General features: G+C 37.4%; 19 protein-coding genes. 7 read left to right on the top strand and 12 right to left on the bottom strand.

All coding sequences use genetic code 11. The features are described from left to right. Window positions 1–20 precede the first annotated feature (20 nt). The 7 genes from IGJ11_RS05670 to rpsT all read left to right on the top strand — a co-directional run bounded on the left by IGJ11_RS05670 (window position 21) and on the right by rpsT (window position 5960). On the top strand, window positions 21–725 hold the full coding sequence (locus IGJ11_RS05670) for a histidine phosphatase family protein (protein ID WP_053766367.1): 705 nt from the start codon (window positions 21–23) through the stop codon (window positions 723–725). A 165-nt stretch (window positions 726–890) separates the two neighbouring features. Then, window positions 891–1724, top strand: a complete 834-nt coding sequence (locus tag IGJ11_RS05665) for an undecaprenyl-diphosphate phosphatase (protein WP_010737464.1) — start codon at window positions 891–893, stop codon at window positions 1722–1724. Window positions 1725–1903: 179 nt separating this feature from the next. Further along, complete coding sequence (locus tag IGJ11_RS05660; RefSeq protein ID WP_207432324.1) at window positions 1904–3823, top strand: heavy metal translocating P-type ATPase; 1920 nt, start codon at window positions 1904–1906, stop codon at window positions 3821–3823. Window positions 3824–3905: 82 nt separating this feature from the next. Continuing rightward, complete coding sequence (locus tag IGJ11_RS05655) at window positions 3906–4361, top strand: DUF441 domain-containing protein (RefSeq protein WP_010719338.1); 456 nt, start codon at window positions 3906–3908, stop codon at window positions 4359–4361. Between the two features lie 77 nt (window positions 4362–4438). After that, complete coding sequence (locus IGJ11_RS05650; protein WP_010719339.1) at window positions 4439–4570, top strand: hypothetical protein; 132 nt, start codon at window positions 4439–4441, stop codon at window positions 4568–4570. A 464-nt stretch (window positions 4571–5034) separates the two neighbouring features. After that, window positions 5035–5304 (top strand): hypothetical protein, encoded by a 270-nt coding sequence (locus IGJ11_RS05645; protein ID WP_005878685.1) that lies wholly within the window; start codon window positions 5035–5037, stop codon window positions 5302–5304. A 401-nt stretch (window positions 5305–5705) separates the two neighbouring features. Continuing rightward, window positions 5706–5960: a 30S ribosomal protein S20 gene (rpsT, locus tag IGJ11_RS05640; RefSeq protein ID WP_010719340.1), complete on the top strand. Its 255-nt coding sequence runs from the start codon at window positions 5706–5708 to the stop codon at window positions 5958–5960. 212 nt (window positions 5961–6172) lie between these two features. Here the strand turns inward: rpsT and holA are convergent, their stop codons facing one another. The 12 genes from holA to IGJ11_RS05580 all read right to left on the bottom strand — a co-directional run bounded on the left by holA (window position 6173) and on the right by IGJ11_RS05580 (window position 19607). After that, window positions 6173–7216, bottom strand: a complete 1044-nt coding sequence (gene holA, locus IGJ11_RS05635) for a DNA polymerase III subunit delta (protein ID WP_034700673.1) — start codon at window positions 7214–7216, stop codon at window positions 6173–6175. 36 nt (window positions 7217–7252) lie between these two features. Beyond that, entirely contained in the window at window positions 7253–9523 is a 2271-nt protein-coding gene (locus tag IGJ11_RS05630; protein WP_207432326.1) for a DNA internalization-related competence protein ComEC/Rec2, read from the bottom strand. Next, on the bottom strand, window positions 9516–9998 hold the full coding sequence (locus IGJ11_RS05625) for a ComE operon protein 2 (RefSeq protein ID WP_010719343.1): 483 nt from the start codon (window positions 9996–9998) through the stop codon (window positions 9516–9518). Before IGJ11_RS05625 ends, IGJ11_RS05630 begins: the two co-directional genes overlap by 8 nt. 18 nt (window positions 9999–10016) lie before the next feature. Next, window positions 10017–10712, bottom strand: a complete 696-nt coding sequence (locus IGJ11_RS05620) for a helix-hairpin-helix domain-containing protein (protein ID WP_207432337.1) — start codon at window positions 10710–10712, stop codon at window positions 10017–10019. A gap of 531 nt (window positions 10713–11243) precedes the next feature. Continuing rightward, window positions 11244–11393 carry a hypothetical protein gene (locus IGJ11_RS05615; RefSeq protein ID WP_438772427.1) on the bottom strand — a complete coding sequence of 50 codons (150 nt, stop codon included), beginning with the start codon at window positions 11391–11393 and terminating at the stop codon, window positions 11244–11246. Window positions 11394–12063: 670 nt separating this feature from the next. Continuing rightward, window positions 12064–13107 carry a SepM family pheromone-processing serine protease gene (locus IGJ11_RS05610; protein ID WP_025480486.1) on the bottom strand — a complete coding sequence of 348 codons (1044 nt, stop codon included), beginning with the start codon at window positions 13105–13107 and terminating at the stop codon, window positions 12064–12066. After that, the gene (coaD, locus tag IGJ11_RS05605) at window positions 13097–13588 is read right to left on the bottom strand and encodes a pantetheine-phosphate adenylyltransferase (RefSeq protein WP_010719347.1); all 492 of its coding nucleotides are present in this window, start codon (window positions 13586–13588) and stop codon (window positions 13097–13099) included. The genes IGJ11_RS05610 and coaD overlap by 11 nt, the downstream gene beginning before the upstream one ends. Then, complete coding sequence (gene rsmD, locus IGJ11_RS05600; protein WP_223603477.1) at window positions 13585–14166, bottom strand: 16S rRNA (guanine(966)-N(2))-methyltransferase RsmD; 582 nt, start codon at window positions 14164–14166, stop codon at window positions 13585–13587. The genes coaD and rsmD overlap by 4 nt, the downstream gene beginning before the upstream one ends. A 122-nt stretch (window positions 14167–14288) precedes the next feature. Beyond that, window positions 14289–14630 carry a YlbG family protein gene (locus IGJ11_RS05595; RefSeq protein ID WP_010719349.1) on the bottom strand — a complete coding sequence of 114 codons (342 nt, stop codon included), beginning with the start codon at window positions 14628–14630 and terminating at the stop codon, window positions 14289–14291. After that, a complete protein-coding gene (locus IGJ11_RS05590; RefSeq protein ID WP_010737456.1) occupies window positions 14623–15051 on the bottom strand; it encodes a YlbF family regulator in 429 nt (142 codons plus the stop codon). The genes IGJ11_RS05595 and IGJ11_RS05590 overlap by 8 nt, the downstream gene beginning before the upstream one ends. Continuing rightward, window positions 15038–16165, bottom strand: a complete 1128-nt coding sequence (locus IGJ11_RS05585) for a CAP-associated domain-containing protein (protein WP_081129089.1) — start codon at window positions 16163–16165, stop codon at window positions 15038–15040. Before IGJ11_RS05585 ends, IGJ11_RS05590 begins: the two co-directional genes overlap by 14 nt. Before the next feature lie 13 nt (window positions 16166–16178). Further along, window positions 16179–19607 carry a pyruvate carboxylase gene (locus IGJ11_RS05580; RefSeq protein WP_207432347.1) on the bottom strand — a complete coding sequence of 1143 codons (3429 nt, stop codon included), beginning with the start codon at window positions 19605–19607 and terminating at the stop codon, window positions 16179–16181. Between the last annotated feature and the right edge of the window lie 5 nt (window positions 19608–19612).

The following is a 19612-nucleotide window of genomic DNA, read 5'->3' as shown; positions in this document are numbered from 1 at the left end:
ATCGATTGGAGGCTGTAACTATGACTAAAACCACTCTTTACATCGTCAGACACGGAAAAACGATGTTCAATACGATTGAACGTGTCCAAGGTTGGTGTGACACACCACTCACCAAACAAGGCCAAGAAGGAATCCACTATCTTGGAAAAGGATTGAAAGACGTTGATTTTTCTTTTGCTTATTCTAGCGATAGTGGTCGTGCTATTGAAACGGCACGTATCATCCTCAGTGAACATGCCAAAGGAAAAGATATCCCTTACTTTATCGATCAAAGGATTCGTGAATGGTGTTTTGGCTCCTTAGAAGGTGGCTATGACATGGAAATGTGGGGAGTTATCCCCCGAGTATTAAACTTCAAAACTTATGATGAGATGTTCACGACGGACGTAACTTTTGAACAAATTGCTAATGCTATTTATAACCTGGATACCGCTGGCTGGGCTGAGACCTACGATACTTTAAAAAATCGTGTATGGTCAGGATTTGAAGACATTGCGCACCATTGCGAAAAAAATGGTGGTGGCAACGTCCTAGTTGTTTCTCATGGGTTGACGATTGGCTTTTTACTCAGCCTAATTGACGTACATCAACCTGTTCGAGCAGGCTTATTAAATGGCAGCGTGACAAAAGTGACGTATGAAAAAGGCAATTTTTCAATTGAAGGAATCAACGATACTAGTTACATTGAGCAGGGAAAAAAACACTCGCGGGATTCTTTCTTATAATCGTTCTGTTATCAAACACTGGTTTGCGAGTACTCACTTGAGTACTCGCTTTCTTATACCCTCTTGCTATTTATCAAGTTTTTCTTAACATCAAGAAAGCATTTGGTTTTCATTAGAAAGAACGGTATACTTAATACTGTATTTTATTTGGGAAGGAAGGTCCGTATGTTTTTTGCAAATATCATCAAAGCAGCTATCTTAGGAATTATCGAAGGGATTACCGAGTGGTTGCCGATCAGTAGTACTGGTCACTTGATCCTAGCAGATCAGTTCATCAAGCTAGATGCTAGCACACAGTTTATGTCGATGTTCAACGTCGTTATTCAATTAGGTGCTATTTTAGCAGTCGTCGTTTTATATTTTCATAAATTAAATCCCTTTTCTCCAAGCAAAACCACTATTGAGAAAAAAGATACTTGGACATTATGGTTCAAAGTCGTAGTCGCTTGTATTCCAGCAATTATTATTGGATTACCTTTAGATGATTGGTTAGAAGAACATTTTCATAAATTTCTACCAGTTGCGATCGTCTTAATCGTTTATGGGATTGCATTCATTGTTGTGGAAAAAAGAAACAAGACGAAAACACCACGTTGGACAACCTTAAACGATTTTACTTATCAAGCGGCGTTACTGGTTGGATTATTCCAAGTATTAGCGTTAGTTCCTGGAACTTCTCGTTCAGGAGCCACGATCCTCGGAGCCATTTTGATTGGTGCTTCTCGATTTGTAGCAACAGAATTTTCATTTTTCCTTGGTATCCCAGTGATGTTTGGTGCCAGTGGTTTAAAAATCGTGAAGTATCTAGCTGAAGGAAACTCCTTTAAAATGGAAGAAACGATTATTTTACTCGTTGGAACCCTCGTATCATTTATTGTCTCCGTTTTAGCCATCAAATTCTTGTTAAGTTATTTGAAGAAAAACGACTTTACAATTTTTGGTTGGTACCGGATCATTTTAGGGATCATTTTGATTGGTTACTGGTTTATCGCAATGTAACTGAATAAAACGAAGTCAAAGCACCGTATGATTACGGTGCTTTTTATATTTATTCTAATTATCCCCTTTCCAAAAAAGCATTATTCTAAATGATAACTATTATCGTTCTCATTTAGCGATTTTCATTATCAATTAGAAATTTGGTGTGGTATATTGATTTTGTAAAGGAGGAAACAAATATGACTCGTTTAATACAGACATTTATCCCAACAATCGGTTGTTTATTACTTATAATCTTAGGTTTGGCTACTCAATCTTTTGTGCCTTTTCTAAGTATCATCTTTTATTTAGGCGCCATCTCATTCGGCGGTTTCAAGCAGACTCGTGAAGGGTTGACCGAACTTTGGCAGGAAAACACATTGAATGTTGACTTATTGATGGCCTTGGCAGCAATTGGCGCTTGTTTGATCGGTGATTTTTTAGAAGGTGCGATGCTTACGTTTATTTTCTGTTTAAGTGGCGCTCTCGAAGAATATACGACCAGTAAAAGTCAGCAAGAAATTACCGCTTTAATGAATCTACAGCCACGAAAAGCACAACGTTTAACTGCAAACGAAGAATTAGAAGAAATAGCTGTAACTGATCTTAAGATCAATGATCGGGTATTTGTCCCAAAAGGTGGAACGATCCCAATTGACGGCTATTTAGAAAGTCAACAAGCAACGGTTGATGAAGCAACATTGAGTGGTGAATCTGTACCAGTTGAAAAAGTTCCTCATGATGAGTTATTTGCAGGAACGATCAATCGAGGGAATCCTTTGATCCTACAGGTGACTAAAAAAAGTGATGAGACCGTTTTTGCTAAAATCATCCAGCTGGTTGAAAAAGCACAAAGCACCCCTACAAAGACCGCTTCTTTTATCTCTCGTATTGAAAATACCTACGTTAAATGTGTGTTAGTCGTTGTTCCATTAATGATTCTTGTTTCATATTTCATTTTTGGCTGGAGTTTTCAAGAAAGTTTTTATCGGGGAATGGTTTTACTGGTTGTCGCCTCTCCTTGTGCGTTGGTTGCCTCTGCGACACCTGCAACACTAGCAGCCCTTTCTAACGCTGCCCGCAACGGTGTGCTGATTAAAGGTGGACTCCATTTAGAACAATTAGCTGATTTAAAAGCAATTGCCTTTGATAAAACCGGAACTTTAACGAAAGGTAAACCGATAGTAACTGATAGCTATTTTGTAAAAGATCAGAATCTGGCGCAACAAATCTTAGTTTCAATGGAACAAAAAACAACGCACCCCTTAGCTCAAGCAATCGTAACACATTTTGACATTGCTATACCAAAAGACATCCAAAAATTACCAATCGAAGAAATCACGGGGTTTGGTTTACGAACAGTTTACCAAGAAGCTCAGTGGATTGTAGGTAAATGGGAACCAGAAAAAACGTCGATAGCTGAAAAAGAACTTCTTGATAAAATTCATTTACTCGAACAACAGGGAAAGACAGTGATTGTTTTAACCAAAGACAATCAATTGATAGCACTCATCGGCTTATTAGATGTGCCGAAAGAAAATGCCCAACAAGTCATTGACTATTTCAATAACCAGCAAATTGATACCAGCATGATCACTGGAGATAACCAAGGGACTGCTGCAGCTATTGCTGAGAAAATTGGTGTTCAACACTTACTGGCTGACTGCACGCCATCGGATAAAACACACTATGCACAACAGCAAAAAGAAAAGTATGCTGTCACAGCAATGGTTGGTGATGGTGTCAATGATGCCCCAGCTCTTGCAACTGCTTCACTAGGAGTTGCCATGGGACAAGGAACGGATGTCGCTATGGAAATCGCTGATATCGTCTTGGTAAAAAATGACTTGCAAAAATTAAGTTATGCCCACCGTCTTTCACTAAGAATGAAGAAAATCATTAAGCAAAATATTATTTTTTCTCTTACAGTGATTTGTTTACTGATCCTTTCTAACTTTCTGCAATTTTTAAATTTACCTCTTGGCGTAATTGGTCATGAAGGAAGCACGATCTTGGTTATCTTAAATGGTTTACGTTTATTGAAACCCTTACCTGAAGATACTTCCAAAAAATCACGTTGCACTGGCTGTCCCTTACAGCCGAATCACCACTCTATCTAGTTTTTCCACTCTGATGAACCTCACTTTTGTAACCGTTGAAAAAATGATATGATTGATGGCAGGAAAGTGAGGTTCTTTTTTTATGGAAAGTTGGATTTTTCTTGGATTGATCATGCTTGTTGCCCTGCTTGCTAAAAATCAAAGCTTGATCATCGCTACAGGTTTTATATTACTAGTCAAATTGATACCGACATCGAAAGTGTTTCTTACTTGGCTTCAAGGCAAAGGAATAAATCTAGGAGTCACCATCATCACAGCTGCTATTTTAGTTCCAATCGCTACTGGCGAGATTGGCTTAAAAGATTTACTAGATGCCTTTAAATCACCCATCGGTTGGATTGCTGTGTTTTGTGGTGGTCTAGTAGCCGTCCTTTCTTCCAAAGGAGTCGGTTTGATTGCTTCAGACCCGCAGATTACTGTTGCATTGGTTTTTGGAACAATTCTCGGAGTCGTTTTCTTAAAAGGGATCGCGGCTGGTCCAGTCATTGCTTCTGGTATTACCTATTGTCTCTTGCAATTATTTTCTTTAAGTAAATGAAAAAATCGATCACAGATAAAGTGTTTTGAGTCCTCTGAATCGAATCGTTCGTGATATACTTATTCCGAGGTGATCACATGTTAGAAAAATTAAAATACTTTATCGGCACGGTTGGTTGGTTTTTATTAGCGATCGTATTGATTTTAGGACTAGCTTATCTTTTATTTCCAGATCTGATCCAAAATGTGTTCAATACCTACTTTAATTGATCGTGAAAAAAGTAAACCCGATGAGGTTGAGACAAAAGTGTTTAGCATCAAGAAATAAGAAGGAATTTCCGAAAATTGCTCCTCAAATTTTTGGTAAATTTCGGCTTATTTCCGAAGATGCTGCTTTTGTCTCACCGTTTATTCGTTTTTAGAGATACTAGAAGAGACTGAGACAAGTTTTGTCCCAGTCTCATCGGGTTTATTGTTTTTTCATTTATCTTTACTTATGGAATCTACTTGATAAAAGTTGCGTGAGTTTCATCAAGTATGTTTTTAATGTTCCTACCTCTTCCTCTTACCCCTACACCACTTACCCCCTTTTATGTTTCCTAAAATATTATTAAATAATCCTCATTTCTTTTTGGCTCCTCCTTTCATTTTTTGTTATACTAGAACACAAGATAGCATCACTTATATTTTTAATCATTCGCTATTATGCTTTATATATAGAAAGGAAAACGCTCATGGAAACCTTTGAAGGTCTTTTAATTGATACGTATGTCTTACAAGAACAACCTATGATGTTGACTGGCTTAAATCTTCAACTGGAAGATCGTGTCATCAACGGTCTGTTGAAAGATCGTTACTTGGCAAAATATATTCTTCGGCTCCCTTTAAATAAATATGTATTAGAAGTCAGTGGAAAATGGAACCGCCGCAATCAATTAGTCATCAAAAAAATGATGATCAAAAATATTGATGAATACATTAAAATTATTGGGACTCCGGAATAAATTTAGCCACACCAACGGTTAACGGTTATAAAATAACTAATGAATGGTATCGTTACGATTGCTTTGTCTACAAGGAACGTATCCCTTTTCAAAAAAAGCTTTGCAAACGGTTCGCTTTGTTATATAATATTCGAGTACCAAACAGTCCCATTCAAATTTTGTTTAAAAAGATAAATTTATCTGCTTTGGTTGAACGCTATTGTCTCCCACAATAGCGTTTTTTATTTGCCCATTTTCCTTCTCTTTCAATGCTAGTAGAGCCTAGAATTAAGTTTCTTTTAGTGTTAAGGAAAAAAACTTGTCATGTTCATATTGCAAAGATTACTTCATTTAGGTATAATAATGAATGTTGAATTATGCGGTAACACGCGTAAGAACTTAATTTATCGGAGGTGAAACTAATGCCAAACATTGAATCTGCAATCAAACGTGTTCGTACAAGCGAAAATGCGAACGTTAAAAATTCATCTCAAACAAGCGCTATGCGTACTGCAATCAAAAAATTTGAAGATGCTGTAGCTTCAGGTGCTGAAAACGTAGATGCGTTATATAAAGAAGCTGTTAAAGCTATTGATATGGCTGAAACAAAAGGTCTAATTCATAAAAACAAAGCTAACCGCGACAAATCTCGTTTAAGCAAAAAAATCGCTAAATAAGGAAATCGGCTACGGCCGGTTTTTTTATTTTGTCTCAAACAGTCTATTCGATCACCCTTCTGTTGGGTTTCTTTCCATTCTTTTTATTAGTAAACCAGCTGCGGCTGACTCAGCACTTCCTACTCTAAAACAATTGATGTCTAAAAAACGCTCAAAACATCATCGTTTCAAGCGTTCTTTTTGGATTTATCTCGATTGTTTTTCTCTTCTTTTTAACTCTTCAAAAGCTGACCTGTTCGTAAGACAAATAATTGAAAGCTTAATTCTTTTTCGATTTTACCACTTTTGATTTGGTAATCCATTTCAACCAGATCGTCAAATAAACGCCTTAGGATCTTTTCATCAAATTTACGTACCTCTTGCATCGCCAATTTTACACGGTAAGGATGTATCTTTAAAGTCTCAGCAATATTAGCCTGCTGATAACCGATTTTCATCAAAAACTTGGTCTGTAAAAACAAACGTATTTGTGAAAGCAAGATGGCATTGATCTTAATGGTTTCTTCTCCTTGGGTAATTAAGTCTTCAAACAACCGCAGCGCTTGTTCTGTTTTCCCGGAAAGAATATATTGTGTCATATCAAAAAGATTATGTTCCAAGGTTTTAGGGACTAACTGTTCCACTTCTTTAACAGTGATCAGTTCTTGTTGTTGCCCATACAATAGTAATTTATTCAATTCCCTCATCATTTTTGATAGATCGAGATCCGTTAACCTTAAAAACAGATCAATCGCTTTACGGTCCATTTGAAACGGTGCATTTTCCAGTGTATTCAATAAATACTGACGTACTTCTTTTTCATTCAATTGCTGTACATTGATGGTCACAGCAGCTTTTTTTAATTGTTTCGTTACTTTTTTTCGCTCATCTAATTTCTCATAGGGAGCAAAAAACACTAAAACTGTTGATTCTAAAGGTTCTTTTAAATAATCAATCAGTAGATCCGTATTTTGTTCAATCCCATTATTCACTTTTTCAGCTGTTAAAAAGTAGGGATTTTCTACAAATACTAGGCGTTGATCACCAAAAAATGGCAAAGTCTCTGCCTCAGCAACCACCTCATCAATACTAGCATTCCCCATATCAAAACTTAAGAAATTCAAGTCATCTTGACTATCGATTTGAATTTTTTTCTGGATTTCTGCTCTTACCTGATCCTGTAAATATTTTTCAGTACCTAGAATCAAATAACAAGGCGCAAGCTTTTCTTTACGGATTTTTTGTAAATCTGCTTGAATACTCATTTCGTTCACCACTTTCAAATTTATCCTACCATGAGTAGCTGGGAATTGCTAGTCTATCATTGTGTGGATCTTCCCCTCTGGATACCAAAAGGGATGCCATTTAAAAGTAATTGCGCCTTGACGGTCGGTACGCAAAGGAGTGACTTTATTCTGCTTTAACGTTGCTAGTACGTCTTCATGAGGATGACCAAATAAATTATTCACGCCACAGGATAAAACACCATAGGTTGCTTCTAATTGCGAAATGAACTGTGGATGACTAGATGTGCGGCTGCCATGATGTCCTAATTTGATCACATCCGCTTTTAAATTTGGATACGTGTTTCCAATCTTTTCTTCTGTATGCTGATCTAAATCACCTAAAAAGAGAAAACGACAAAACTGATGAGTCACTGACAAGCCAATCGAATCTTCATTCTCCCCCTTCCCCTGAGTAATCGGAGACAACACAAAAAAATCAAAATAACCTTTGATCCAATCAGCCTGCCTGACTTCACAAATAGTGGTTCCTGCTTTTTCCAGTTTCTGCAACTGCGCATAAAGCCAAGCACTCCTGCCAGCTCCCCACCCAATATAAATCGTATCGATCTTGAAATGTTTTGCTAATGTCGTGATTTCTCCCACATGATCGATATCGTCATGCGTTAATATCAGTTTATTGATGTGTCGGATGCCATTTCCTTTTAAAAATGGGACAAGATTGAACTCTGCAGGTGGTCTAACCCTTCGCTCTTGCCAAGCTTCTTTTTGAAAACTCAATTTTCCACCAGTATCAATCATAACGATTTCTTTTAAAAACGGCGCTTTAAAAAAAATACTGTCTCCTTGCCCTACGTCGATGAAAGTGATACTACTTCCGAATTGAAGAAAACGACCAAAAATGAGAATAATGGGTACAAGGAGTGCAGCGGTCACGCATTGAAATGGTTCATGTTGCTTTTTCTCTATAAGCCATAAAAGAAAGCCTAAACTAAATATTAACAACCAGCCATTCGGTCGCCCAATCACTAGATTGGCAAATCTCAACGAATCTAGTAATCTCTCGAAATGGACTAAAAAAGAATCAAGCAACTCGCTAACACTTGGAGGTAATACCCTGCCAAAAACAAATAAAAACGTCAAACAAGGAAGAAATACTTTCTTAAAAACAGGAGCAAAAAGAAGAGTCAACATACTCCCTAATAGTGGCCACTCATAAAAATGCCAAGCTGTCAGTGGCATGATGCCGATACTAAATAACACGATAGTAGTGAACTTTTGAAACTTAGTGGTTGGGTGAGACAACAAAAGAAAGAAGAAGCTCATTCCTAAACTTAGCTGGCCCTCTACTTGGAAAAGACAAAGCGGCTCGATCAGCAAAAGTATCCATAAAATAATCGAATAATGATCGAAAGAAGATAATTTGACATTGAGAAGTTTTAGCCCTAATTTCAATAAGAATGACAGCCCCGCTCTTTTCACTGACACAGAGCCCCCAGATAAGCTAAAATACCCCAAAGTTCCACCAACTAGTGGGAGATAACTAGCAGTTAATGTCATCCCTCCTCTACGAAACAGATAATAGAGCCAACCTAAATAAGTTTGGATGTGCATGCCTGACAAACTGAATAAATGAAGTAAGCCAGTTTCTTTATATGTGTCTTCTGACGCTAAAAACTGACTATCTTTATAGCCAAAGATCAAAGCATTCATATAGACACTCACCTTGTGACTAAAGTGTTCTTGAATAAACGTAATAGACCTTCCTCGTGTTCTGCTCAGCATATTCTGCCAAGCATTACGATTTAAATGTTCTTTGATCTGGCGTATCTGAAAGCGTCCTTTGATCCGATGTATTTGGTCATACTTTTTTTGATCAAACCCATAAGGATTCCTTTGTTTGGAAGTTTCTTGGTAATCCCCGACTACAATTAATTCAATCGCTTCATGTCTAAGAACAAGAAAAGAATTTCTTTCTTGTTCAGATTTGGCATAATAGCTGCAAGAAATCTTTTGCTTGTCCGTTGTGTGCCCAATAAAAGTCACTAAATCTCCATTCATTTTCACTGTGTCTGAGGCGACCATGATACGTTCCAACGTCCTTTGATCATCGATTGGTTTTGTTTCTTTAAGCCAGCAAGAAAATAAAACCAGCGTACTACAAATGAGACTTAAACCAATAATTTGTTTATTTTCTTTCCGTAAAAAAAACAAAAAAAATCCAGCGAAAATCAAACGATAATGCCATCTGTCTGTATAATAAAACAAACAAATAAAAATCGAAGAAATCGCTGGAAAAATGAATCGATTCTGTGTTTGATCACAAAATCTACTAAACATGTTCTCCTGATAATTCTTTTTGGAGTTTAGAAAAGTGAGTAGAATCCAATGATACTTGATGAACAGTTGCACCTAATTGTTCGATCAATGATTGTGCATACGGATCATTTCGATAATCATGTAAATAGTTGATCTTTTTGATTCCTGCTTGTAATAAGGCTTTTGTACAAGCTAAACAAGGGAAATGAGTCACGTAAATCTCTGCGCCCTCCGTAGGTATGCCTAGTTTTGCACATTGTAATAAAGCATTCATTTCCGCATGGATCGTTCGCAAGCAATGACCATCGACGATATAACACCCTTCATCAATGCAATGAACATCCCCACTAACAGCGCCATTGTAGCCTCCAGCAATGATCCGTTTTTCTCTTACTAAAGTTGCGCCGACTTCTAATCGTGTACAAGTACTTCTCAATGATAATAATACTGCTTGAGCCATAAAATATTGGTCCCAAGGAATCCGTTCATTGCTCATATTAGCCACCTCTATCGTTTATTCTATAGTAATTGTAACGAAGTTTTTGATTTTTTCAACTGTCTTCTGACCAATTCCGTCTATTTCTTGAAGCTCGTCAATACTTTTGAACGCCCCGTTGTCTTGTCTATACTGAATAATTTCTCGGGCTTTTTTTTCACCGATCCCCGGTATTTGTTGCAATTGCGAAAGATCAGCGGTATTAAGATGCACTCGATCTGGGTTTGTGTCCGCTGAATCTACCGTCGCTAGACTAGCATTTGAGCTTTCTGGAATTTCTTCGCCTACTTCAGGAACGTACAGCATTTGTTGATCCGTTATTTTTGCTGCAAAGTTGATCTGTTTCTCGTCAGCTGATTCCGTCAGCCCACCTGCTTTTTGAATGACATCAAAGACCCGATCTTCTGCCACAAAAGCGTACATTCCAGGTCGTTTTACCGCTCCTTTCACATCGACATAAATCACTGACCTAGTCGATGTACTCACCGTTTCATCAATTGGCTTCGTTTCAGAACTGTTCTTTTCCGGAGCCTCAATCGATTGGTTTGTCAAAAATAGTTGATCCTTTTTACTTGATTGACTGAAAAAATGAACCATCATTCCACCAAGGATGATGACCCCTATGATGCCAAAGATCCCTCCGATCACAAATTTTGGTGAAGAAAAGTTGGTAGTATAGAAACGCTTTCGTTTGTTCTTCCATTCTTCGCTCATTGAGACAATTTTCCGATTGGTTTCCTTTCTTTAAATTCTGAAGAAGTTTTTCTCTTCATGATTAAATACGTCAAACCATTTTTCTGCATGAGAATAAACCTACTTTTGGGACAATTATTTTTATGAAGAATGAATCTTTCATACCTTTAAACATTTCAGGAATAGGCGTTGACATAGGGTCTATATTCCTCTTTTCATTAACTAGCAAAAAACATCAAAATCACTTTTACTGACTTTGATGTTTATCTATTTTTCTATCCGTTTTTGAAAAATAGTTTCAAGTTCACACTCTTAGCGAAGCTCTTCCTTGATTTTTTTGAGCATGTACCCGACTTACCTAAGCAATCCTAAATACGATATCTTTGCCACTGTCTCTCTAGCGGCTATGTACAATTATTCTCACTATACTAAAACGCAACGCCTCGATTATATCAACTTTCCCAGTGTTCAACTATCCTAAATAAGTCAAAGACTCGCTTCTCCTCATGAACAATCGTGAGCTAGTTTACATAGATTTTATAAGATATTTTTTTACGGACAGAATATTCCATTGTCTAAACTAGTCGTTATACCATATCCAGATAGGTAACTAGTCCGATACTCGATTGGCACAAAATTACCGATACATATTCCGAATAACAAAAGTAAAAAAGGCCAATTTGTAATAACTCCTCTATTCATAAACGCACCTATGATTGAGCTAACATAAATCACTAATTGAATCATTATAATTACAATCGCTTTTTTTCTCATCATTAATCCCCTCCAAGTAAATTTAGAAAAACAAACAGGACTTGATCACAAAATAAAAGTGGTAGTTGGTTTTAAATAGATTTCAAGAATAAAATTCTCCAGCTCTTTCCTCTATTTTCAGAATACCCAATGAATCGGATAAATGTAAAAATTAAAAGCTGTGTGCCAACGTAGTTTTTACTAGGGAATCAGTAAAAAAACACTGACTTAGAACGATCTGATCATCTTACTGTATTCATTTTTCTGTCCTTCGATTATATCATACATCTTCACTTTATTTCCTATTTTTTCATTTTACCGAAAATTTTTCCATAATAAGTTTAAACTCTTTATCAACTGACGCAGTTAAAAATAACTTTTATTTTACTGATCAAACGAATAAAAAAGCTTACCTCATACACATAGATCCCTTCATGGCTAGTTTCTATTCATTTTAGTTTCTCTATAAAAAAGAGACAGACAAGCTTTCCGTTAAGGCTGAGTCATTGAAAACATCAATCTTAAAGGAAATTTTGTCTGTCTATTTATTCGTTCAAAAACCGTTTCATGAACAACGATAAAAAAATGTTGTTGAAACAAAACGATTTATAATGAATCTTTAGTTCATCTTTTCTAAATAATCAAGGGCATCTTGTACGGTTTTCACTGGTACAATTTTCATTGAAGAGTTCAATTCTTTCGCAGCAGCTTTGGCTTCTTCGTAATTGGTTTTGATTTCTGGATGTTTCTTCTTGATTTCATCTGAGATTGGATCATCCGGTGCAAAGAATATTTCAACGCCAGCTTTGTCTGCACTAGCCACTTTTTTATCAATACCACCAATTCGCCCAACTTCACCGTCGCTATTGATCGTTCCAGTACCAGCAATTTCTTTCCCTTGACGAAGATTTTTACCGGTCAATTGTTCATAGATTTCCAGGGTAAACATCAAACCAGCAGACGGCCCTCCGATTGATCCTGAATTAATCATTACATCTGTATCCGACTTGATACTCGTATGATCGGTTAAAGTAATCCCAATCCCTGCTTTATTATCCGTTGGCAGTTCGATCAATTTACCTGAAGTTTCGTTTTCTTTGCCATCTCGGAGATAGGTGATCGTGACCGTATCGCCGACTTTTTTACTTTTGACATACTTCATAAATGCTTCTGCACTTTTAAAGGTTTGTCCATCAACTTTTGTGACTGTATCACCAACTGCTAATTTTCCATAGAAATTGGAATTCTTCTCGACACTCATGACATAGACACCTTTAAATTCCATCTGGTAAGAGCGCCCTGCCAATTTTAGTGCTTGCTCAATCGCTGCATTTTGGGAAGACTCCATATAATATTGTTGGATTTGATTGTATTCTTCGCTAGTCGCCCCGCCAGTCAACTCCTCAGCGCTAATCAAATCTTCAAACGGTGCTAGCTTGGCTTTGACTGCTGTAAAACCAGTTGCTCGACGGATGCCCACTGAAGTTAATGAAAAGGAACCTGAATCTTTGTCCTTTTTCCCATTGACGGTAATCAGCTCTTTCAAATTGATGGTTGCTCCTGGTGCTTCCACATAAAAAGGAAGTGGAATTACCACGAACCCAATAATAAATATCCCTAAAAAAATGACAAGAATCGTCTTTAACCATCTTTTAAAGTCCATCATTTTCACGCTTTCCAGCTAACGCTTCGTTGATTACTGGTGGAAGATAGTCACTGACATCTCCCCCAAAGTGTAAGACTTCTTTTAATAAACTAGAACTAACGTGACTATATTCTTGTTTAGCCAATAAAAAGACCGTCTCGATTTCTTGATTTAAATGATGATTCATTTGAGCAATATCCCGTTCATATTCAAAATCCTTTACACTACGGATACCACGAATGATGGTTTGAACAGCTAATTCATTCGCAATCTCGACTGTTAATTGATTTTCTTGGTGGTACACTTTAACATTCGGAAGATGACGAACAGCTTGAGTAATCAATGTAACTTTTTCATCAACGGTAAATAGATGTTTTTTTGACGTATTCACAAATACCCCAATGATGACCTCATCAAACATTTTTGCTGCTCGTTCGACCATATCTAAATGCCCATTCGTGAACGGATCAAAGCTGCCTGGAAACAAGGCTTTTTTCATAGGTCTTCCTCTTTTCTGTAGATAGTCACAGTTGAAATACCATACGTTTGTTTTCTGATTTGCGTAAAATCAGCAATCTTTTCTGGTAATTCCACTGTTTTATCAGTTTCACATACAATAACTGCCGAATCATTAAAAAGGTCCAGCTCCGTCATTTTGATTATTTGGTCAAGAATTTTTTGTTTGGCATATGGTGGGTCAAGAAATAAATAATCAAATTTTTGCTGATCATTTGCCAGCTTTTCGATGGCTTTGTCCGCATCAAGTTTTAACGTGGTGAATTTTTCTGGCTCTTTCGTTACTTTAATGTTTTCTTGGATTATTTTTAGCGCTTGGTAATTTTTGTCTACACAAAAGGCATGCCCACAGCCACGAGAAACTGCTTCGATAGCTAACCCGCCACTACCAGAAAATAGGTCTAAGACTGTTTCTCCGTCGAAGTAAGGACCGATCATATTGAAGATCGATTCTTTCACTTTATCTGTGGTGGGACGTGTATTAGCCCCTGCTAAACTCTTTAAGCGTCGTCCACCATATGTTCCTGATATGACTCGCATTGACTCACTCCTTTTAAAAATCGTGCTGTTACTAGTATACCAAAAAAAAAGATAAAAAAACTTGGATCGCCATTAATTTCATGCTTTCTCAAGTTATTTTTATCTTTTTTATTTAAGAGATGAATGATTTACACAAAACAGGTTTAAAAGACGTGGTCTGCTAAACGGATTTTAGTGTTGATCTCCTCAATCTCAAAACCTTCTTCTTTGACTGGTTGCTTCGTACCAATCTTATCAGCAAAGTTCATTTCGACGTCTGGACGATAAGAGCGTTCAACTTTGCGAACAAAATGAAGTTTGTTGATTCGTTCTGCAGTTTGCTCAAATGTGTCTTCATTCAAATACAATACGACATATTTCATTTTACGTGAAACGTAATGAAGCAATCCAAATTTCTTCAAATTTTTTAATTGTTTCAAACTGTATACCCAGACAATCAACCCACGTCGTTTCGTTAGTTGAAATTCATTTTTTTCATCATTCATGACAGTTACCTCCACATCCACTACGCCCTTTTTGTTCAAAAAAAGGATTTCCCGCATCAATTTTAATCGTCAACGATACCGTTTCTGCTAACTGTTGGCTAATTTTATCCAATAGATCTTGCAATTGTGTTTCCATACAACGAAAATCCGCTACTTTTTCATGCAAATCAAGTTGGCGTTTGGCTAACCGAACAGCTCTTTGCTTCTCTCGAAACTCTGGTGCATATTTTTGATAAGGAACAACTTTTTCAAACTGTTCTTTTTTTATTGAGAAATCATTAATCAATAAATTGACATCCGCTGATTGTTCCATCACTTTTTTAGCTTTTAAATATTTTTTCATCGTCTCGCTTTTTTTGATACAATCGGATAAGCTCTGACATTGATCTTCTAAGGCAAATAATTCCTCATTGATTATCACTGCTATCGGTACTCTCCTTAACTTCTTCTTGCATTAAGACTAACATATTTTCTTTTGAAAAAGCAATTCCTAATAGATCGGAAGTGTTAACTAAAAAGCGGTCGTGATAATACGGATCACTATACAAAAATAAAAATGTAAACGTTGGATCAATCACTGGATGGGTAAAGACACCGGTCGATTGGGGAAGCTTTCTTTTTGCGACTAACGAATCAATTTCATCAGTAGTCAATGAAAACTTAGCAGTTGCGTTTGTACTACCCGCTATTTGTTGCCATTCTGCTAATCGTTCTTTCGTCAAAATATCTTCTGGTCTATTAAGGTAATCACTTAAAAGCAGTTTCGTTTGAGTAGAAAAACCGGTCGTCTGCTTATAAAGTGGTAAGCGATCCAATTGCCTTAACTGATTCAACAATCGAACACTATGACCTTCTTTTGCTTGATTGATTTCAGCCCAATCTACTTGATCGTCTATTTTATATTGCGGTAAGTCTGAACCAAATACTTGATAGGGATGAAGTTTCAACAAACTAGCTTTATCCAAATAAACGATCGAAAACAGTCCATTACTACTTTGGTCGAAGAATAAAATAGCAAACGTATCATTATCAAACGCAATCAACGGTCGATAATTCATATCTTCTTCCATCAATTCGATCCCGACATCTGTTCCATTGTATTGAAAATTAAAATTCGTATAAATCGTGGTAATCTCAGTTAGATCTTGCATTGTCATCCCTAAGTAAAAAGGAGCAATCGTTGAGTTGTCCGTATTTAATACTTTAATCGTGGAAACTTTATCTTTTGTGATATTCGCTTCAAAGGATAAGTGATTGATTTGATCATGGTAATATCTTGTTTCAAAACCAAACCCACTCGTCAAGCGTTCATAGGGATCACCAAAACGTTGCTCTAATTCATCAACTGATTGACCAACATACGTGGAAAAGCCAGATGTTTCCAACTTCTGGTATTTCCACGTAGTCATTTGATTTTGAGTGATTTGCTCTGAGCTTTTTTTTACTTCAAGTTTAGGAGGAAACAACACCGGCTGCATGTAAAATGCAATGATCACTGATAACAATATCGCACCAAATAACCCTAGCCGTTTCATCTTTTTCCCACCTTTATTTTTCAGTTACTTCAATCAATAAGTCACCAGAAGCGATCGCATCGCCATCTGTTACATAGACATGCGCAATTTCACCATCAAAACGAGCTTCAATTGCCGTTTCCATTTTCATTGCTTCCGTGATCATCAATGTATCGCCTTTTTTGACATGATCTCCTTTTTTGACTAATACATCTAATACAGAACCAGACATCGTTGCACCGATATGTTCACGATTTGTTGGTTCAGCTTTCACACGTGTTTGTACAGTACTGATGATCGAATGGTCGTTCACTGTGATTTCACGACGTTGGCCATTCAAGTTAAAGAATAAGACACGATTTCCTTCAATATCTGGTTCGCCGATTTCATCCAAGCGAATAATCAAAATCTTGCCTTTTTCAATTTGAACATTCACCGTTTCTCCTAAGCGAATCCCTTGGAAGAATGTTGGTGTATCAAGTAATGTCACATCACCAAATTGATTATAGGCTGCTTGATAATCTAGAAAGACTTGCGGATACATCAAATAGCTCAGCACTTCTTCTTGTTTAGGTTCATAGCCGATTTTTTCAGCTAATTCTGCTTTGACTTGTTGGAAATCAACTGGTTTAGCTAAAGCTCCAGGACGTTCAGTAATCGCTTCTCGTCCTTTAAGGATGATCTTTTGTAATTTTTCCGGGAATCCTCCAACCGGTTGTCCTAGCTCTCCTTGGAAGAAAGTAATCACAGACTCTGGGAAACTCAATGTTTCACCTTTTTCATAGATATCTTCCTCCGTTAAATCATTTTGAACCATGAACAAAGCCATGTCTCCTACAACTTTTGATGAAGGGGTAACTTTCACGATATCACCAAACATCAGGTTCACTGTATGGTACATCTGTTTGATGTCATCCCATTTATTTCCTAAACCAACTGCTTTGGCTTGTTGTTGGAGATTAGAGTATTGTCCACCAGGCATTTCATGCATATATACTTCTGTTTCTGGTGCATTCAAACCGTTCTCAAATGGTTTGTAATACATACGGACATCTTCCCAGTAATGATTCAATTGTTGTGCATTTTGAATATTGATTTCTGGCAATCGTGGACCATTGACTAAAGCATAATACAAACTGCTCATACTTGGTTGACTTGTATTCCCACTCATCGCACTCATCGCCACATCGACGATATCTACCCCAGCCTTTGAAGCTGCAGAATAGGTAATGATTCCATTTCCACTCGTATCATGTGTATGAAGGTGGATTGGCAAATCAGTAGTCTCTTTTAATTCACTAATCAAGCGATAAGCAGCTTGTGGTTTCAGCAAGCCAGCCATATCTTTGATCGCAATGATATGCGCCCCAAGTTGTTCTAGTTCTTTCGCCATGTCCTTGTAATATTGGACATTATATTTTGCACGACTAGGATCATTGATATCTCCGGTATAGCAGATCGCAGCTTCTGCAATCTTACCTGTGTCTCGAACCGCTTGGATACTTTTTTCCATTTGCGGTACCCAGTTCAAACTGTCAAAGATTCGAAACACATCAATTCCTTGAGCCGCTGCTTCTTTCACAAATTCTACTAAGACGTTATCTGGATAATTGGAATAACCGACTGCATTTGAACCTCTGAACAACATTTGTAACAGCGTATTTGGCATCAATGCTCGGATCTTTCTTAATCTTTGCCAAGGATCTTCATTCAAAAAGCGATAAGCGACGTCAAAGGTTGCTCCTCCCCACATCTCACTTGAGAATAGTTCAGGTAATCCTTCACCGGTCAATTGAGCAATTTCTTTAAAGTCTTTCGTACGAACACGAGTTGCTAATAAACTTTGATGAGCATCTCTAAATGTCGTATCAGTCAATAACAAGTTTTCTTGCGATTTGATCCATTGGACTAACGCATCCGAACCATCAGAATCTAAAACATTTTTTGCTGTCAGATAATCTGGGCGTTTAATCAAATCTTTCGGTACCCGAGGAGATTCATAAAATGGTTTTTCACCATTTTTGATTCCTGGGAAGCCATTCACGGTAATTTCACCGATGTATTTCATTGTTTTATTTCCACGGTCGCGTAAACGAGGGAACTCAAACAATTCTTTTGTATTATCGATAAATGTCGTTTTAGCGTTTCCTGATTGAAATTCAGGATGGGAAATCACATTCAACATAAATGGAATATTGGTTTTGACTCCACGAATCCGAAATTCTTTTAAGCAACGTTCCATTTTTTGGATTGCCGTATCAAAATCTGCTGCATGTGTACAAACTTTGACTAAAAGTGAATCAAAGTATGGGGTAACCACATATCCTGCATAAGCATTACCGACATCTAAACGCACTCCGAAACCACCAGGTGAACGGTAAGTATCGATTTTCCCTGTATCAGGAAGAAAATGATTCAACGGGTCTTCTGTAGTGATCCGACATTGAATCGCAGAACCATTTAGTTTGATATCTGCTTGTTGCGGCAGACCAATTTCACTGTGTAAATCTTTCCCTTGGGCAATCGATAATTGAGTAGTCACGATGTCCACATCGGTAATCATCTCTGTAATCGTATGTTCCACTTGGACTCGAGGGTTGACTTCGATAAAATAAAAGTCATTTCCTTCAACTAAAAATTCAACCGTCCCAGCATTGACATAACCAACGTGTTTCATTAATTGAACGGCTGCTTGACAGATGCGTTCGCGTTGTTCAGTGGACATGGAGACACAAGGGGCTACCTCTACTACCTTTTGGTGACGTCGTTGTACAGAGCAGTCTCTTTCAAATAAATGGATCACATTTCCATGTTTATCGCCCAAAATTTGGACTTCGATGTGTTTAGGATTTGCAATATATTTTTCAACATACACTTCATCGCTGCCAAAAGCCGCTTTTGCTTCACTTTTCGCACGATCATAGCCTTCTCGAGCGCTTTTTTCATCATGGGCGACACGCATTCCTCGTCCCCCACCACCTAGAGCGGCTTTAATCATGATCGGATAACCGTACGTTTCAGCAAAAGACAAAGCATCTTCGACCTTTTCAATCGGTCCATCAGTCCCAGGAATCGAAGCAATTCCAGCTGCGATAGCTGCTGCTTTTGCTTTGATCTTGTCACCAAAGATATCCAAATGATGTAAGTCTGGTCCTACAAAAGTGATGCCTTCTTCCTTGCATCGTTTTGCAAAACTTAGATTTTCAGATAACAACCCATAGCCTGGATGGATCGCATCCGCTCCACAGGCTTTCGCAATGGCAATAATCCCTTCAATATCTAAGTAAGCGTCAATCGGTTTTTTCCCTTCGCCAACTAGATATGCTTCATCTGCTTTAAACCGGTGCACGGAATACTCATCTTCTTTTGCGTAGATACCTACAGTTTTAATTCCTAATTCTGTACATGCTCGAAACACTCGTACAGCAATTTCTCCTCTGTTAGCAACTAAAACTTTTTCCATCAAAC

The organism is Enterococcus sp. DIV0691 (genome assembly GCF_051711145.1).
GTDB lineage: Bacteria > Bacillota > Bacilli > Lactobacillales > Enterococcaceae > Enterococcus_B > Enterococcus_B hirae.
The sequence above is the reverse complement of the archived record's forward strand: the minus strand, read 5'-3'. Positions and strand labels throughout refer to the sequence as shown.

Bases quoted from the DNA above. Each gene is read 5' to 3' on its own strand.
- IGJ11_RS05585 (WP_081129089.1), bottom strand. From the start codon at position 16,165: ATGAAACGGCTAGGGTTATTTGGTGCGATATTGTTATCAGTGATCATT.
- IGJ11_RS05595 (WP_010719349.1), bottom strand. From the start codon at position 14,630: ATGAATGATGAAAAAAATGAATTTCAACTAACGAAACGACGTGGGTTG.
- IGJ11_RS05615 (WP_438772427.1), bottom strand. From the start codon at position 11,393: ATGAATAGAGGAGTTATTACAAATTGGCCTTTTTTACTTTTGTTATTC.
- IGJ11_RS05620 (WP_207432337.1), bottom strand. From the start codon at position 10,712: ATGAGCGAAGAATGGAAGAACAAACGAAAGCGTTTCTATACTACCAAC.
- IGJ11_RS05670 (WP_053766367.1), top strand. From the start codon at position 21: ATGACTAAAACCACTCTTTACATCGTCAGACACGGAAAAACGATGTTC.
- IGJ11_RS05625 (WP_010719343.1), bottom strand. From the start codon at position 9,998: ATGAGCAATGAACGGATTCCTTGGGACCAATATTTTATGGCTCAAGCA.
- IGJ11_RS05650 (WP_010719339.1), top strand. From the start codon at position 4,439: ATGTTAGAAAAATTAAAATACTTTATCGGCACGGTTGGTTGGTTTTTA.
- IGJ11_RS05630 (WP_207432326.1), bottom strand. From the start codon at position 9,523: ATGTTTAGTAGATTTTGTGATCAAACACAGAATCGATTCATTTTTCCA.
- rpsT (WP_010719340.1), top strand. From the start codon at position 5,706: ATGCCAAACATTGAATCTGCAATCAAACGTGTTCGTACAAGCGAAAAT.
- IGJ11_RS05655 (WP_010719338.1), top strand. From the start codon at position 3,906: ATGGAAAGTTGGATTTTTCTTGGATTGATCATGCTTGTTGCCCTGCTT.
- IGJ11_RS05660 (WP_207432324.1), top strand. From the start codon at position 1,904: ATGACTCGTTTAATACAGACATTTATCCCAACAATCGGTTGTTTATTA.
- IGJ11_RS05645 (WP_005878685.1), top strand. From the start codon at position 5,035: ATGGAAACCTTTGAAGGTCTTTTAATTGATACGTATGTCTTACAAGAA.
- IGJ11_RS05665 (WP_010737464.1), top strand. From the start codon at position 891: ATGTTTTTTGCAAATATCATCAAAGCAGCTATCTTAGGAATTATCGAA.
- coaD (WP_010719347.1), bottom strand. From the start codon at position 13,588: ATGAAAAAAGCCTTGTTTCCAGGCAGCTTTGATCCGTTCACGAATGGG.
- IGJ11_RS05580 (WP_207432347.1), bottom strand. From the start codon at position 19,607: ATGGAAAAAGTTTTAGTTGCTAACAGAGGAGAAATTGCTGTACGAGTG.
- IGJ11_RS05610 (WP_025480486.1), bottom strand. From the start codon at position 13,107: ATGGACTTTAAAAGATGGTTAAAGACGATTCTTGTCATTTTTTTAGGG.